The 16,849-nt window shown below is 63.8% G+C and carries 12 protein-coding genes; 5 read left to right on the top strand and 7 right to left on the bottom strand.

The genetic code is table 11. The features are described 5' to 3' along the window. Nucleotides 1–65 precede the first annotated feature (65 nt). Together ACMDCR_RS12615 and ACMDCR_RS12610 are read left to right on the top strand one after the other, a co-directional pair. Complete coding sequence (locus ACMDCR_RS12615; RefSeq protein WP_413992859.1) at nt 66–3,353, top strand: error-prone DNA polymerase; 3,288 nt, start codon at nt 66–68, stop codon at nt 3,351–3,353. A 9-nt stretch (nt 3,354–3,362) separates the two neighbouring features. Then, nucleotides 3,363–4,118, top strand: coding sequence for an endonuclease III domain-containing protein (locus tag ACMDCR_RS12610; RefSeq protein ID WP_413992858.1), 756 nt, complete (start codon nt 3,363–3,365; stop codon nt 4,116–4,118). 139 nt (nt 4,119–4,257) lie between these two features. On the opposite strand, the gene ACMDCR_RS12605 is transcribed toward ACMDCR_RS12610, so the two are convergent. Together ACMDCR_RS12605 and pgi are read right to left on the bottom strand one after the other, a co-directional pair. Beyond that, complete coding sequence (locus tag ACMDCR_RS12605; protein WP_413992857.1) at nt 4,258–5,337, bottom strand: dipeptidase; 1,080 nt, start codon at nt 5,335–5,337, stop codon at nt 4,258–4,260. A 182-nt stretch (nt 5,338–5,519) separates the two neighbouring features. Then, a complete protein-coding gene (gene pgi, locus ACMDCR_RS12600) occupies nt 5,520–7,160 on the bottom strand; it encodes a glucose-6-phosphate isomerase (protein WP_413992856.1) in 1,641 nt (546 codons plus the stop codon). A 95-nt stretch (nt 7,161–7,255) separates the two neighbouring features. Here pgi and ACMDCR_RS12595 point away from each other — a divergent pair, with 95 nt between their 5' ends. The 3 genes from ACMDCR_RS12595 (at nt 7,256) to ACMDCR_RS12585 (ending at nt 11,680) form a co-directional block, all read left to right on the top strand. Beyond that, the gene (locus ACMDCR_RS12595; protein WP_413992855.1) at nt 7,256–8,416 is read left to right on the top strand and encodes a M20 aminoacylase family protein; all 1,161 of its coding nucleotides are present in this window, start codon (nt 7,256–7,258) and stop codon (nt 8,414–8,416) included. A gap of 123 nt (nt 8,417–8,539) precedes the next feature. Continuing rightward, on the top strand, nt 8,540–10,621 hold the full coding sequence (locus tag ACMDCR_RS12590) for a prolyl oligopeptidase family serine peptidase (protein ID WP_413992854.1): 2,082 nt from the start codon (nt 8,540–8,542) through the stop codon (nt 10,619–10,621). A 93-nt stretch (nt 10,622–10,714) separates the two neighbouring features. Beyond that, on the top strand, nt 10,715–11,680 hold the full coding sequence (locus ACMDCR_RS12585; protein WP_413992853.1) for a threo-3-hydroxy-L-aspartate ammonia-lyase: 966 nt from the start codon (nt 10,715–10,717) through the stop codon (nt 11,678–11,680). Between the two features lie 88 nt (nt 11,681–11,768). Here the strand turns inward: ACMDCR_RS12585 and ACMDCR_RS12580 are convergent, their stop codons facing one another. From ACMDCR_RS12580 to ACMDCR_RS12560, 5 genes are all read right to left on the bottom strand, one after another. Further along, nucleotides 11,769–12,245 (bottom strand): YiiD C-terminal domain-containing protein, encoded by a 477-nt coding sequence (locus tag ACMDCR_RS12580; protein WP_413992852.1) that lies wholly within the window; start codon nt 12,243–12,245, stop codon nt 11,769–11,771. A gap of 104 nt (nt 12,246–12,349) precedes the next feature. After that, complete coding sequence (locus ACMDCR_RS12575) at nt 12,350–13,588, bottom strand: Zn-dependent hydrolase (RefSeq protein ID WP_413992851.1); 1,239 nt, start codon at nt 13,586–13,588, stop codon at nt 12,350–12,352. A 33-nt stretch (nt 13,589–13,621) separates the two neighbouring features. Further along, nucleotides 13,622–14,221, bottom strand: a complete 600-nt coding sequence (locus ACMDCR_RS12570; protein WP_413992850.1) for a DUF1349 domain-containing protein — start codon at nt 14,219–14,221, stop codon at nt 13,622–13,624. 51 nt (nt 14,222–14,272) lie between these two features. Next, nucleotides 14,273–15,727: a dihydropyrimidinase gene (gene hydA, locus ACMDCR_RS12565; RefSeq protein ID WP_413992849.1), complete on the bottom strand. Its 1,455-nt coding sequence runs from the start codon at nt 15,725–15,727 to the stop codon at nt 14,273–14,275. Between the two features lie 107 nt (nt 15,728–15,834). Then, complete coding sequence (locus tag ACMDCR_RS12560) at nt 15,835–16,833, bottom strand: ABC transporter substrate-binding protein (RefSeq protein ID WP_413992848.1); 999 nt, start codon at nt 16,831–16,833, stop codon at nt 15,835–15,837. Nucleotides 16,834–16,849: the final 16 nt, after the last annotated feature.

Here is a 16,849-nt window from a genome sequence, read left to right as displayed (position 1 = left end):
GCGTCTCGCCTGCTCTTGGAAACGAAGCGGTTCAAGATGCAGGCGAGACGCCTGCGGTCCCAGGAATGGGGGGCGGGTCTTCAGACCCGGCTCTTTTCTCGGCGCCACGGCCAGGTCTGAAGACCAGCCCCCCGATTGGCTATGCCGAGCTCGCCGTCACCACCAACTTCTCCTTCCTGCGCGGCGCTTCCTTCCCGCAGGACATGGTGAAGCGGGCGCATGAGCTCGGCCTCGCCGGCATCGGCATCGCCGACCGTAACTCCTTCGCGGGCGTGGTGCGGGCCCTGCGGGAGGCGAAGAAGCACCCCGATCTGCGCTATCTGCCCGGCGTGCGTCTCGTCACCACAGACGGTTTCGAGGCCATCGCCTACCCCACCGACCGCGAGGCCTATGGCCGGCTCTGCCGCCTGCTCAGCGCCAGCAACACGCGCATCAAGAGAAAGAAAGGTGAATGCCTGTTCGGTTTCGAGGCGATCCTTGCTGCCAGCGAAGGCCAGATCCTGATCGCGCTGCCGCCGGACGAACCGGACGAGACCTTCATCGCCCGCGTTTGCGCCCTCGCCAAATCGGCGCCGGGCCGCACCTACCTCGCTGGCCACCACCGCCTCTGCGGCGACGAACCCCGCCGCCTTGGCCGCCTGGCGGAACTCGGCAACGAGGTCGGCGCCCCCATGGTCGCCGTCAACGACGTACTCTACCACATGCCCGAACACCGGGCGCTGGCCGACATACTCACCTGCATCCGCGAGAAATGCACTTTGGCCGAGGCCGGGCTCCGGCTGGAGATCAACGAGGAGCGCACCATCAAGCCGCCGGAGGTGATGGCGCGGCTCTTCGCGGATCATCCCGAAGCACTGGCGCGGACGCTGGAGATTGTCCGGGCATGCCACTTCGATTTGCGGCAGTTAAGATACGAGTATCCCGAAGAACCAATTCCTCCAGGCAAGACGCCCCAGCAGCATTTGGAGGACTTGACCTGGGCCGGCGCCGAGGGGCGCTATCTCTATGGCGTGCCTGACGATGTCGTCGCTCGCATCAAGGAAGAGCTGCGACTGATCGACAGGCTTGGTTTTGCTCCCTATTTTCTCACGGTGCATGACGTCGTCGACTACGCCCGAAATAACCTTGAGGTTCTTTGCCAGGGGCGGGGTTCAGCGGCAAACAGTGCCGTCTGCTATTGCCTCGGCATAACCGAAGTCAATCCGGATGAAACCAAGCTCCTCTTCTCCCGCTTCATTTCGGAGAACAGAGGGGAACCGCCCGATATCGACGTCGACTTCGAGCATGAACGCCGTGAGGAAGTCATCCAATATGTCTATCGCCGCTATGGCCGCGACCGCGCCGCCATCTGCTCCACCGTCATCCATTACCGCTCCCGCCGCGCAATAGGCGAAGTTGGCAAGGTCCTGGGCCTGACGCCCGATGTCACCGCAGCCCTGTCCAAGACGGTCTGGGGCATGGGCATGCAGACCTGGACGCCCAGCCGTGTGCACCAGGCCGGGCTCGATCCCGACAATCCCGTAATCCGGCAGGCGCTTTATTTCACCGCCGCGCTTACGGGCTTTCCCCGGCACCTGTCCCAGCATGTCGGAGGCTTCGTGCTCACGCGCAGGTTGCTCAACGACACCGTTCCGATCTGCCATGCGACGATGGATGACCGCACCTTCATCGAATGGGACAAGGACGATATCGACGAGATCGGCATGATGAAGGTCGATGTACTGGCGCTCGGCATGCTGAGTTGCATCCGGCGGGCGCTCGATCTTCTGAAGCAGCATTACGGACGACATCTGGGGGAGATCGCCAAGCTGCCGCGCGGCGACAAGAAGACATATGACATGTTGTGCGAAGCCGATTCCGTCGGCGTATTCCAGGTCGAGAGCCGGGCGCAGATGTCGATGCTGCCGCGTCTCAAGCCCCAGGAATTCTACGATCTCGTCATCGAAGTGGCCATCGTCCGCCCCGGTCCGATCCAGGGCGGCATGGTTCACCCTTATCTGCGCCGGCGCGATGGCATCGAAAAGGAGCATTATCCCTCGCCCTCACCTGAATTCGGCCCGGCGGATGAACTGAAAGAAGTCTTGTCACGAACCAAAGGCGTCCCCCTTTTCCAGGAACAAGCCATGGAGATCGCCATCAAGGCGGCCGGCTTCACGCCGGACGAGGCGGATGGCCTGCGCCGCGCCATGGCGACGTTCAGACACACCGGGACCATCGGCAATTACAAGGACAAGTTCATCGACGGCATGGTGCTGCGCGGCTACGAAAAAACTTTTGCCGAGCGCTGCTTCAGCCAGATCGAAGGTTTCGGCGAATATGGTTTCCCCGAGAGCCATGCCGCCAGCTTCGCCGTGCTGGTCTATGTCTCGGCCTATATCAAATGCCATTACCCGGACGTCTTCTGCGCGGCGATCCTCAACAGCCAGCCGATGGGCTTCTACCAGCCGGCGCAACTGGTGCGCGATGCGGTCAGGCACGGCGTCGAAATCCGGCCCGTCGACATCAATTACAGTGACTGGGATTGCACGCTGGAACCAGCCACCGATCCGAGCCGGCATCGCTTCGCCGTGCGTCTGGGCATGCGGCTGGTGACGGGGCTGAACGAGGACGACATCCGGATGATGGTAGGCGGCCGCGGCAATGGCTATGGCAGCCTGGAGCGCTTCGGATCGGCGAGCGGCCTCACCTTCTCGGCCATCGAAAAGCTGGCCGAGGCCGATGCCTTCCGTTCGCTCAACATGGACAGGCGCGAGGCGCTCTGGGCCGTGCGCCGCTTCGAGACCATCGGCGTCGGGCTCGGCAAGGTCAGCCGAGAGCTTCCGCTGCTGACCTCCGATTTCGACGATCATCTCTTCCCCGAACCGGCGATCGCCTTGCCGGTAATGGAAGAGAGCGAGCATGTGCTGGAGGATTACCAGACCACCGGCCTCTCGCTCAAAGCCCATCCCTGCAGCTTCCTGCGGCCGGAACTCGACCGCCTCGGCGCCATCACCAACCAGGCCCATCGCGGCAAGGAAATCACGGAGAACAGCCTCGTCACCGTGGCCGGCCTGGTGCTGACGCGCCAGCGCCCGGGCACGGCCAGCGGCGTGGTGTTCATGACCATCGAGGACGAGACCGACATCAGCAACATCATCGTCTGGCCGAAAACCTTCGAGAAATACCGCCGCGCCGTGATGAATTCCCGTTTCGTCGCCATACGCGGCCGGGTGCAGCGCGCCGGCCTCGTCGTGCATGTGATCGCCGAAAACGTGCTCGACCTCTCCGCCGAGCTCGCACGCCTGCGCGAGGGCGTCCCCGCACCGCCGGCCCAGCTCGAACTGACCCTGTTCAAGAGCCGGGATTTCCATTGAGGCGGGATCATGAGGCCTGTCATCGAGCAGATCCAATTCGGCTTCGATTTCGGCGAGCAGCCGCCTCTTGCCGTGGTGCGGCAGCGCCTGCTGGCGGCCTATGGCCCGCTACGGCATAGCCACCGGCACACGCCGCCCGAACAGTTCGTGAAGGCGCTGATCAGTGCCGAAACCTTCGACTCCGAGGCCGAGAAGGGCTTCCGGGCCTTGCGCGGACATTTTCGCCCTCTCGACAGGCTGGGGCAGAGCACTGCGCAAGAGGTACTTCCACATCTTGCCACCGTCACCCATCCCGAAAGGAAGGCCGAGCAACTGGTGAGATCGATTGGGCGCATCATCGCCGAGCGCGGCCGGTTCGAGCTGTCCTTTCTCGCCACGTGGCCCATCGATACCGCGATGGCGAAGCTGAAGGAGTATGACGGCATCGGTCCCAAATGTGCCGCCGCCATCCTCAATTTCAGTGCTCTGCGGCGGCGCATCTTCGTAGTGGACCGGCATATCAAGCGCTTCGGCATCCGCTTCGGGCTCCTGTCCGGGGATGCCGGTTTCGAGAAGGCGCACCAGCAGATGATGCATCTCATGCCATCGGCCTGGGACGCCGACGACCTCTATGAACTGCACTGGCTGATGAAGCGGTTCGGCCAGGAGGTGTGCACCAATCAGAGGCCGTTGTGTGACCGCTGCGGGTTGGCGGATCTGTGCAAGTTTGGCCGTGCCAGGCAACCGCCTGATAGGAATAGTAAAAAGCCGCAGCGTCGCGATTGAGCCTCAGCACTGTGCCGTCAGCTTCGCAGATGGGGAGACGCCAAACATGGAGTGGCAGTCTCCGACCGCCATCTTCCTATCCAGCAAACGCCGCGGTTCCGAAGATGGCGGTCGGAGACCGCCACTCCACTCATGCGCCTCATACCCTCTGCGTGCGCTCAAGCAGCGACAGCCAGTTCTCGTGACCGATCTTGCGCAGCAGCGGCTCGGAATATCCAGACGCCCGCAGGCGCTCGATCAGGCGCGGCAGGCCGGCGGCGTTGCCGATGGCAGAGGGGACGACGGCGCCGTCGAAATCCGAGCCGAATGCGACACCATCCTCGCCCAAATGCTCCACGAGGTAGTCGAGATGACGCACCATGATGTCGAGGTCGGTATCGGCGCGCATGGAGCCGTCGGGCCTGAGGAAGCCGGCCGCGAAGTTGAGCCCCACCACGCCGCCGCTCTCCTTGATGGCGCCGAACTGCTTGTCCGTAAGGTTGCGGGCGGATTCGCAGAGCGCATGCACATTGGAATGGGTGGCGACCAGCGGGGCCGTGCTGGAAGCGGCGACATCCCAGAAGCCCTGCTCGTTGAGATGCGAGAGGTCGATCACGATACCGCGGCGGTTGCACTCGGCCACCAGCGCCTTGCCGGCGTCGGTGAGGCCGGGCCCGACATCGGGCGAGCCGGGGAAGCGGAAAGGCACGCCATGGCCATAGATGTTGGAGCGGCTCCATACCAGCCCGATCGAGCGCAGGCCTGCGGCAAAAAGGACATCCAGCATGGCGAAGTCGGGATCGATGGCCTCCGCGCCCTCGATATGCATGAGGGCGGCGATCTTGTTCGCTTCCATCGCCGCGCGGATCTCGGCGGCGCTGCGGCAGATCGCGACATCGTCGGGAAAGGCCCGCTCCAGCCGCAGCATGATCGAGAGCATGCCGATCGTCGAGGCTTGGGCGGCTTCGATGGGGAGAATCGGCGGCAGCGGCACGTCATAGCGAGGTGCCTGGGTGACCTGCGACAGGTCGGTTGATTTGATCGGCGGCGGGAACATGGCGAAGAAGCCGCCAGCAAGGCCACCGGTCCGCGCCTTAAGCAGGTCGATATGGCCGGATCCCTCACCCTTGCCGAAGACCTCTTCCGGCGGTTTGGCCTTCTGCAAATAAAGGCGCAGCAGCGTGTCGTTATGGCCGTCGAAGACAGGAATGGTGGCTGGCGCCGCGGCGGACGTTGTCATGGGCAGTCCTTTTGGGGGGCGGTTCCGGTGACTTTTCGAAGAGGTGCCATGCCGGTCTGAAGACCGGCACACCATCCAGCGCCCTACGGCATACCCTCGTCCAAAATATTGGGGGCGGGTCGTCAGACCCGCCTTGATGGCGCGGCATATCAGAAGGCGGGTCCGAAGACCCGCCCGCCCGCTTAGCTCCGCAGTGACTTCAGATGCGCCACCAGGCCCTTGGTCGAGGCGTCCAGGCCCTCGACATTAGCGCCCTTGACCACCGGCAGCAGGCGCGAGGCGAGCTCCTTGCCGAGCTCGACGCCCCACTGGTCGAAGGAGTTGATGCCCCAGATCACGCCCTGCGTGAACACCTTGTGCTCGTAGAGCGCGACGAGGCGGCCGAGCATGCGCGGGGTGAGCTTGCGGTAGGCGATGGTGGTAGTCGGCCGGTTGCCGGGGAATACCTTGTGCGGTCCCAGGAGATCGATCTTCTTGTCGTCGAGGCCCTGCGCCTTCAGCACCCCCTTGGCCTCCTCCAGCGAACGGCCATGCATCAGGGCTTCGGTCTGGGCCAGGCAGTTCGCCATCAGGATGGCGTGGTGGTCGCCCATGCCGGTCTCATGCGGCTCGGCCGCGATGAGGAAGTCGCCCGGGATCACGCTCGTGCCCTGGTGGATGAGCTGGTAGAACGCATGCTGGCCGTTGGTGCCGGGCTCGCCCCACACCAGCGGACCGGTGTCCGAGGTCACCGGCGTACCGTCGAGGTGGACGCGCTTGCCGTTCGACTCCATGTCGAGCTGCTGCAGATAGGCCGGGAAACGGCCGAGGCGTTGGTCATAGGGCAGCACGGCATGGGCGGCATAGCCCATGAAATTGCGGTGCCAGATGCCGATCAGGCCCATCAGCACCGGAATATTCTGCTCCAGGGGCGTCGAGACGAAGTGACGGTCGACCTCGTGGCCGCCCGCCAGGAACTCGGAGAAGTTCTCCGGGCCGATAGCGATCATCAGGCCAAGGCCGATGGCCGACCACATGGAGTAGCGCCCGCCGACCCAGTCCCAGAAGCGGAACATGCGGTCCTTGTTGATACCGAAGGCTTCCACCGCGACGATATTGGTGGAAATTGCGGCGAAATGATCGCCCACCGCCGTCTCGCCCAGGGACTTGGCGATCCACTGGCGCGCCGAGTGGGCGTTGGTCATCGTCTCGATGGTGGTGAAGGTCTTGGACGACACCAGGAAGAGGGTGCGCGAAGGGTCGAGGCGCGAGAGCACGTCCGACATGTCGGCGCCATCGACATTGGAGACGAAATGAGGGCGCGGCCCATCGACGGCATAAGGCGAGAGCGCGCGGGCGCCCATGGCCGGACCAAGGTCGGAACCGCCGATGCCGATATTCACCACATCGGTGATCTTGTCGCCGGTGGCGCCGCGCAATTCGCCCGAGCGGATCTTGTTGGCGAAGGCAAAGCAGAGGTCGAGTTCGGCATGGACATCGGGCACGACATTCTTGCCGTCGACCAGGATCTGGGCGTCAGCGGGTGCGCGTAGCGCCGTGTGCAGCACCGAGCGCCCCTCGGTGGTGTTGATGGCATCGCCCCGGAACATTTCGTCGCGGCGGGTCTCGATGCAATGCGCCCGTGCCAGCTTGAGCAGCAAGGCGAGGGTCTCCTCGCTTACGCGGTTTTTCGAGAAATCCACCAGAACATCGTCGAGCGAAAAGGAGAATTTCGAGAAACGATCGGGATCGGCTGCGAAAAGGTCTCGCGTGGTCGTCGCCCCCAGCTTCTGCTTGTGGGCCTCAAGATCCTGCCAAACCGCTGCGGCCTGTGAATGATCCATGATCGTTCCCTTCCTCATTTTCTGAAGGCGTGCAAAACTGGGACTAACTTGTGGCCCGGCTTGGGGGCAGAAATCAATATTGGAACTGATAGCGCATGACGATTTCGGACAGCATCAAGGCTCTCGTTCCTGAAGTCACCGAATGGCGCCGGGATATACATCGCCATCCTGAACTGCAATATGACGTTCACCGCACGGCCGGAAAGGTGGCCGATCTGCTGCGCCAGTTCGGTTGCGACGAGGTGGTGGAGGGCATCGGCAGGACGGGCGTGGTCGGCGTGATCAAGGGCCGGCCGGGATCGCGCGCCATCGGCCTGCGCGCCGACATGGATGCCCTGCCGATCGAGGAGACCACCAACCTCGCCTATTCCTCCTCCGCGCCCGGCAAGATGCATGCCTGTGGTCACGACGGCCACACCGCGATGCTGCTAGGTGCCGCAAAGGCCCTGGCTAAGCAACGCAATTTCACCGGCAATGCCGTGGTGATCTTCCAGCCTGCCGAGGAGGGCGGCAGCGGCGGCAGGGCAATGGTCGAGGACGGCATGATGGAGCGCTTCGCCATCGAGGAAGTCTACGGCATGCACAATCTGCCGGGCCTGGCGCCGGGACATTTCTCCATCTGCCCCGGACCGATCATGGCCTCCAGCGACATATTCGACATCGACGTAACCGGAAGAGGCGCTCATGCCGCCAAGCCCCACGAGGGCATCGATCCGGTGCTGGTCTCAGCCCATATCATCACCGCCCTGCAGTCCATCGTCTCGCGCAATACCGATCCGCTGAAGAGTTCAGTCGTCTCGGTGACGGCCGTGCATGCAGGTGAAGCCTACAACATTATTCCCGGCAGCGTGCATATGCACGGCACTTGCCGTGCGCTGCGGCCCGACATCCGCGACCTTCTTGAACGACGCGTGGTCGAGGTGGCCGAATTAACGGCTCGGGCGTTCGGGGCCAGCGCCAAGGCGGTCTACACCCGCCATTACCCCGTGACCCGAAATCACGCTTCGCAGACCAAGTTCTGCGGCGAGATTGCCAGGCGCGTCGCCGGCCACGACAATGTCGATGTCGAGGCGCCGCCGATGATGGGCGCGGAGGACTTCTCCTATATGCTGGAGGCCCGGCCCGGCGCCTTTATCTTCATCGGCAATGGCGATAGCGCCGGGCTGCACAACGCGGCCTATGACTTCAACGACGCCATCATCCCGGCCGGCATCAGTTATTGGACGCAGCTTGCCCAGACGCGGCTTGCCGGATAGGCGCAGTGGCTGGGACCGCGGACGTCCTCGCCCGCTCTTGGAAGCGCCTCGTTCTATGACAAGGGAAGAGCGGACGAGGACGTCCGCGGTCCCAGCCACTGCGCCTCCCACGAAGGAATACGCATGACCACCTCCGATCTTCGCCCGACCCTGGCTGCCCCCGATGACGATCCGCATCGCTGGCTCGAGGAAATCGAAGGCCCCGCTGCCCTGGCCTGGGCTGCGGAACGCTCGCGGGCGACCATGGTGAAGTTCGGCGATGCCGGCTTCGCTGCAGATCGCGACACGCTGACTGCCATCCTCGACAGGCCAGACCGTATCCCGAACGTCACCCGGCGCGGGCACTATCTCTATAATTTCTGGCAGGACGCAGCGAACCCGCGTGGTGTCTGGCGCCGCACCAGCTTCGCCTCCTTCGCCACGCCGGAGCCCGAATGGGAGCTGGTGCTCGATCTGGACACCCTCGCTAGGGAAGAGAACGAGGACTGGGTCTGGGCGGGTTCAGCCGTCGAGCCGGTGGAGAAGCAGCGGACCATGCTGCGGCTCTCGCGCGGCGGCAGCGATGCCGTGGTGCATCGCGAATTCGACCTCGGGTCGAAGAGCTTCCCGGCTGACGGCTTCGTCCTGCCTCAGGCAAAGGGCGAAATCGCCTGGCTCGACCGGGGCACGCTGCTGCTCTCCAGCGCGCTCGGCGAGGGCATGGCGACGACCTCGGGCTATGCCCGGACGGTGCGCCTGTGGCGCCGTGGCGAGGATGCGCTCAAGGCGCCCGTGATCTTCGAGACCAAGCCCGATTTCATGTCGGTCTGGGCTGGCGTCGACCGCACCGCCGCGGCGCCCCGGGTCTGGTTCGTCGAGAAGCCCGCTTTCTTCGAGACGAATGGCTGGCTTGGCAACGCAAGCGGCCCCCAGGCGCGCATTGAGCTACCGGCCAATGCCCATTGGGACGCTTTCGACGATTGGCTGGTGGTGAAGCCCCGAACGCCTTGGACCCCGGCGACGGAGACTTACCCGCCGGATACGCTGCTTGGCATCGGCCTCTCCGCCTTCCAGGCCGGAAGCCGCGATTTCTCCGTGCTTTTCGAGCCCGGCGAGCGGCGCGTGCTGGATGGTTTCGTCTGGAACAAGGGGCAGCTCGTCCTCTCCATACTCGACAACCTCAAGCCGCATTTTGAGATTGTGACACCCTCGCCATCCCTCTGGCGGCGTTACCCTATCGAGGCGCTGCCCTCCACCGGCGTCGTACATGTGCGGTCGCTCGATTCCGACGATGCCGACACCAATGGCGAGATCATGGTGGCGCTGCAGGATCCGATCACGCCGCCGCAGATCTCGCTGATGGATGTGAGCAATCCCGAGGCGCCTACCAGCCCCATTGTGCTCAAGCGCGGTCCGGAAGTCTTCGATGCCAGCGGCCTCAGGGTGACCCGGCACGAGGCCGTGTCCGTGGACGGCGAGAAGATCCCCTATACCCAGGTGGGGCCCGCCGGCGAAACCGGAGAGGCGCCGGTGCACCTGACGGGCTATGGCGGCTTTGAGGTGACGCTGCAGCCGACCTACGTGGCTTCGGTCGGCAAGCTCTGGCTGGAGCGCGGCGGCACGCATGTGATGGCCAATCTGCGTGGCGGTGGCGAGTTCGGCTCGCGCTGGCACGAGGCCGGGCGCCGGCAGAACAAATTCCTCTCGCATGAGGATTTCGCCGCCGTCGCCACTGATCTCGCGCGCCGGGGCGTAACCCGACCCGGCCGCATTGCAGCCGAGGGCGGTTCCAATGGCGGCCTGCTGATCGCCAACATGCTGACGCGCCATCCCGAGAAATTCGGCGCGCTGTTCTGCACCATCCCGCTGATCGACATGCGCCGCTACACCAGGCTGCTCGCCGGCGCGAGCTGGATCGACGAATATGGCGATCCCGACAAGCCGGAGGACTGGGCCTTCCTGCAGAAGATATCCGCCTATCACACGGCAGGCCCCGGCAGTTATCCGCCGATCCTGCTGGCAACTACGCGCCGGGACGACCGCGTCCATCCGGGTCACGCCCGCAAGATGGCGGCCAAGCTCGAAAGCCTCGGCCATCGCGTGCATTTCTACGAACCCTCGGCTGGCGGACATGGTTATGGCAAGGACAATAGCGAGCGCGCATCCTTCGTCGCGCTCGGCTATTCTTTCCTGCGCAAGGCCATCGGCTGGGAGGTGCGCGGTTGAGTTCTCCATTGTCGATATGGCGCGAAAGCGCCGCTCCTCTCCTTATGCTAACACCTGTCGCTTCCCTCCTCTGTACTGACGAATGCCCCCGACATGACCGTCCTCCCCCTCCCCACATATGACGACGTTCTCGCCGCTGCCCAACGCATCGAGGGCCATGCGCACCGCACACCGGTGATGAGCTCGCGCATTCTCAACGAGGAAGTGGGCGCGGAGGTGCTGTTCAAATGCGAGAACCTGCAGCGCATGGGGGCCTTCAAGTTCCGCGGGGCCTTCAATGCCTTGTCACGCTTCACGGCGGAGCAGCGCCACAACGGAGTCATCACCTTTTCTTCCGGCAACCACGCGCAGGCGATCGCGCTTTCGGCCCGCATTCTCGGCATTCCCGCCACGATCATCATGCCGCATGATGCGCCGAAGGCGAAGGCGGAAGCCACCAAGGGCTATGGCGGCAACATCGTCTACTATGACCGCTACAGCGAGGATCGTGAGGCGATCGGGCGCGAGCTTTCGCAAAAGCACGGCATGACGCTGATCCCGCCCTATGACCATCCGGACGTCCTCTCCGGCCAGGGCACGGCGGCCAAGGAACTTTTCGACGAGGTGGGGGAGCTCGATGCCTTCTTCGTCTGCCTCGGCGGCGGCGGCCTCCTCTCCGGCTCGGCGCTGGTCACCAGGGCGCTCTCGCCCAACTGCAAGCTCTACGGCGTCGAACCTGAAGCCGGCAATGACGGGCAGCAGTCCTTCCACAAGGGCGAAATCGTGCGGATCGACACGCCCAAGACCATCGCCGATGGCGCCCAGACGCAATATCTCGGTAACTACACCTTCAGCATCATCAAACGCGACGTCGACGATATCTTCACTGCCAGCGATGCCGAACTGGTGGACTGCATGCGTTTTGCCTTCTCACGCATGAAGCTGGTGATCGAGCCGACGGGATGCCTGGCCTTTGCGGCAGCGCGACGCATGAAGGAACAGCTCAAGGGCAAGCGCGTGGGCGTGCTGGTGAGCGGCGGCAACGTCGATCTCGACCGGTTCTGTGCGCTGATGGGGTAGCCTGGATCGCAGGCTTCCAGCATGTTCTTTCCTTCTCCCGAGCGCCGCGCTTCCAAGAGCAGGCAAGGATGCCTGCGATCCCAGGATTTCACCGCGCCAGGGCCGCGAAGTCGCCCTTGAAACGCGCCACGCAGCGGCCGTCATGGTCGACCTCGGCCAGAACGGGGATGCGTGCCTTGCCCTTGCGCGCGAAGATCTCCAGCACATGCGGCCAGTTGTCCGGCTCGGCGAGGCGGGAGCGAGCCAAGACATCGCCTTCAGCCGGCGCCAGATAGTCCATGTGGATGGCACCGACGACCAGGCTGCAGTCGATCCCCGCCCGCCGGAGCTTGAGGTGCGCAAGCGACCACGCCGCGAGAGTGGCCAGCGTGGCAAGGCTGCCGCCGAAAACCGTCCCATGATGATTGATGTTGGGCGCAAGTGGTGCGCCGAGGCACACGGAATCATCGGCGATGTCGAGAACCCGGACCTGCATGGCTCGCGTCAGCGGGATGTTGGCGTGGAGATCGGCTTCGAGTTCGGCGGGCAGCAAGAGGGGGTCCTGGGTCACTGGGAGCGCGGACATCCTGTCCGCTCTTGAACCTTGTCCTCGGTGGCGAGGCGCGACGGTCGAGCTTCGTTCTGAATTACCAGTGTTTCAAGAGCGGACAGGATGTCCGCGCTCCCAGATTACGCCAGCCGCCGGTCATGCTCGATTACGGCATTGAGCAGCACCTGCGCCCCCGCCGCGCATTCGTCGAAGCTGGTCGACTCCGCTTCGTTGTGGCTGAGCCCACCCTCGCAGGGCACGAAGATCATGGTGGTGGGCGCCACGCGCGCGATATAGGCCGCGTCGTGGCCGGCGCCGGAGACCATCTTGCGCATGGCGAAGCCCGCCTTCTCTGCGCCGTGCTCGACACATTCGATCAGCTCTGGCGCGAACTTCACAGCCGGCGAGTTCCAGATACGTTTCTCGTCATAGGTCAATTTCATAGCCGGCAAAGTATCCTTTAGCGCGGCGCGAAACTCCTTTTCCATCACTTCCAGCGCCTCTTCGTCGGGATGACGCAGGTCGATCGTGAAGAAGACTTCGCCCGGCACGACGTTGCGGCTGTTGGGCTTGTTCTCGATCAGGCCGACGGTGGCGACCCCCGGCTGGTGCTTCTGGCCGATGGCGTCGACCGCCTCGATGATGCGGGCGACGCCAAGCAGGGCATTCTTGCGCAGATACATGGGCGTGGCGCCGGTATGCGCATCCTGGCCGGTGACCGTGACTTCGTACCAGCGCATGCCCTGCACGCCGGTAACGACGCCGATCATCTTCTTCTCGTCCTCTAGGATCGGCCCCTGCTCGATATGAAGCTCGAACATGGCCTGGAACTTGTGGGCGCCGGCCTTCTCGGCACCGCGATAGCCGATGCGCTCCAATTCGTCGAGGAAGGTGACGCCGTCGCGGTCGGTGCGCTCATAGGCATATTGCGGCGTGAACACGCCGGCGAACACGCCGGAGGCGAGCATGGCGGGCGCATAGCGCGAGCCTTCCTCATTGGTCCAGTTGACGATCTCGACCGGCGCATTGGTCTCGTAGCCCTGCTCATACATGGTACGCATGGCCTCCAGCGCGCCGAGCACGCCGAGCACGCCATCGAACTTGCCGCCGGTCGGCTGGGTGTCGAGATGTGAGCCCATGGCGATGGGCGCCAGTTCGTTGTTCCTGCCGGGGCGGACGGCGAACATGTTGCCGACTTCGTCGACCGTCACAGTGCAGCCGAGCGCCTCGCATTGCGCCTTGAACCAGTCGCGCACTTTCTTATCCTCGTCGGACAGCGTAAGGCGCTTGATGCCGCCCTTCACCGTGCCGCCGAACTTCGCTGTTTCCATCAGGCTGTCCCAGAGGCGCTGGGGATTGATGTTGAGATTGGTGAGCATGATCATGCCTTTCTGGAATGGGGCGCAGGACGATCAGGTGAGATCGTGCAGTGCCTTGCCGCTCGGCGGCGCGAGGTGGAAATCGCTGAAGGAAACGTGGAGTCCGGCCCGTTCGGGCGTGCAGCACATCGGACCGACCTGATAGGACGCAGCCTTGGGGAAGGGCGCGAGCCGCACTAGAGGCCAATGCTTGCCATCTGATGAATATTGCAAGCGAAGCACGCCATTTGAAACCGTGACGCGCAGGCGGAAATCGGAAGGATCGCCGTGGAAAGGGCCGGTCGCCCAGTCGGACTGGCCCACCGTCAGCACGCTGCCGAGCATGGGCGCCCCGTCACTATGTTCGATGCCGGCCTTGAGCCAGGTCTCCTCGTTGAGCCGCACCATCAGGCCGGCCTGATCGTAGAGCGTCTCGAAGCGGGCCTGCACGCGGACCTCCGCTGTGAAATCGCCGGCGCTGTTGAGAAAGAAGAAATGGCCGTTGTGGCGCGTGAAGCCATAATGCGTCTCGCGCCAGAAATCGGTGGCCTTGTCGGTGACGGCGTCGAGTGTCTCACCGTCCAATGCCCAGCGCGCCGGTTCATTCAACCAGCGTCCAAGGCGAAGGGGTGAGAGCTCGACATAGGCCGGCATGAACTTGAAACTCCGGAACCGCGACCCGCCTCGCTCGGAACTGTAGCTCTTCTACGGCGTCACCTCGATGCGCGACACGGGCTTGGGCCTGTTCAACTCCTTCCAGGTCGCATTCGCCACGGCCACCGCCGGGAAGGGATCGCGCCGCACGAAGGCGCCGTCACCCTTCTGGGCGCGGATCTCCTTGTCCTTCCAGGCGATGCGCCCGCGCGAGAGCGTGACGATGGGCAGGCCCGTGCATTCATAGCCTTCGAAGACATTGTATTCGACGCGGCTGAACTGTTTCTTGGCGCGGATCGTCTTGGTGGCGGCGGGGTCCCAGACCACGAGATCGGCATCCGATCCCACGGCGACGGCCCCCTTCTTCGGATAGATGTTGAGGATACGGGCGATGTTGGCGGAGGTTACCGCGGCGAACTCCTCCTTGGTGAGGCGCCCGGTCTTCACGCCTGCCGTCCACAGCACCGGCATGCGGTCTTCAAGGCCGCCCGTGCCGTTGGGGATCTTGCGGAAATCGCCGAGGCCCATGCGCTTTTGTTCGGTGGTGAAGGCGCAATGGTCGGTGGCGACCACCTGGAGCGAGCCGGAAGCCAGGCCTGCCCACAACGAATCCTGGTGCGACTTGTTGCGGAAGGGCGGCGACATCACGCGCTGGGCGGCATGGTCCCAGTTCTTGTTCTGATATTCCGACTCGTCGAGCACGAGGTGCTGGATCAACGGCTCACCGTAGACGCGCTTGCCGGCAGCCCGCGCCCGGGCGATGGCCTCGTGGCTGTCGCGGCAGGAGGTGTGCACGACATAGAGCTGGCTGCCGGCCATGTCGGCGATCATGATGGCTCGGTTGGTCGCCTCGCCCTCCACTTCCGGCGGTCGGGAATAGGCGTGGCCCTCAGGACCGGTGACGCCCAGATCCATGTAATGCTGCTGCAGGCGGAAGACGATGTCGCCATTTTCCGCATGCACCAGCGGCAGGGCGCCGAGGCCGGCGCAGCGGCTGAAGGAGTGGAAGAGTTCGTCGTCATTCACCATCAGCGCGCCCTTGTAGGCGAGGAAATGCTTGAAGGTGTTGATGCCGTAGGTCTTCACCACGGTGTCCATCTCGTCGAACACCTGCTTGTCCCACCAGGTCACGGCCATGTGGAAGCTGTAGTCGGAGACGGCCTTCTCGCTCTTGTGGCGCCAGTCCTGATAGGCGGCGAGCAGCGACTGGCCGGGCGCCGGCAGGCAGAAATCCACCACCATGGTGGTGCCGCCGGAGAGCGCCGCTCTCGTACCGGATTCGAAGTCGTCGGCCGAAACCGTGCCCATGAAGGGCATTTCGAGATGGGTATGCGGATCGATGCCGCCAGGCAGGACGTAGCAACCATCGGCATCGATGATCTCGGCCCCGGCGGGCGCTGAGAGCTTGGGTCCGATCGCCACGATGGTTTCGCCATCGATGAGAACATCGGCGGGCTTGGAGAAATCGTGGTTCACCACGACACCGCCACGGATCAGGATCGGCATGGAGTCCTCCAGAAATGCTGGGAACGCGGACGTCTCGTCCGCTCCTGGAAACGAGGCGCCCGCAGAAAGAGGAAGAGCGGACAGGATGTCCGCGCTCCCAGTTTGCCTCAAAGCTTCTTCGCAGCGTCCGTCACCACGTTGGTCCAGCCGCCGACCGGCGGCTTGGTGATGGCAGGGCTGTCGCCGCCGCCCGAAAGCAGAGTCTTCACGGTGATGTCGGCCGCGGCCGGATCCAGCGTTCCGTCCGATCCTTCGGTCAGCTTGTTGACTTCCTTGATCTGGTTGGTCTGGTGCACTTCGGTCTGAGCGCCGGAAGCGTCGTTGTCGAGCACGATCTTCACCGCCTCGTCGGGATGCTCACGGGCATAGTCCCAGCCCTTCATCGAAGCCTTGACGAACTTAGCCATAGTCTCGACGAATTTCGGGTCCTTGAGGCGATCCTCCATGACATAAAGGCCGTCTTCGAGCACGGCGACGCCCTGATCGGTGTAGTTGAACACCACCAGGTCCTCCGGCTTCACGCCCGCTTCGATAACCTGCCAATATTCATTGTACGTCATGGTCGAGATGCAGTCGGCCTGCTTCTGCAGGAGCGGATCGACATTGAAGCCCTGCTTGATCACCTTGACGCCATTGGCCGAGCCGTCGGTCTTCAGGCCGAGCTTACCCATGAAGGCATTGAAGGGATATTCGTTGCCGTAGAACCAGACGCCGAGCGTCTTGCCCTTGAAATCTGCGGGGGTCTTGATGCCGGTCTCCTTCCGGCAGGTCAGCTCAAGGCCCGAGCGTTTGAAAGGCTGGGCGATGTTGACGAGCGGCACGCCCTTCTCGCGGGCGGCGAGCGCGGCGGGCATCCAGTCGACGATGACGTCGGCCTGCTTGTTGGCGATCACGGTCTCCGGCGCGATATCCGGGCCTCCGGGGGCGACGGTGACATCGAGGCCGGCATCCTTGTAGAAGCCCTTGTCCTTGGCGACGAGATAGCCGGCGAACTGGCCCTGCACCACCCATTTGAGCTGCAGCGTGACCTTGTCGGCGGCCTGCGCAGCCGTCACCGCGCCGAGGCCGAGCGCAAAGGCAACGCCCGCCAAAAGTGCCTTCTTCATTCCGTCCACTCCTCTG

The sequence above is a fragment of the Labrys okinawensis genome (assembly GCF_047345005.1).
Taxonomy (GTDB): Bacteria; Pseudomonadota; Alphaproteobacteria; order Rhizobiales; family Labraceae; genus Labrys; species Labrys okinawensis.
This window is presented reverse-complemented; position numbering and strand designations above follow the sequence as displayed.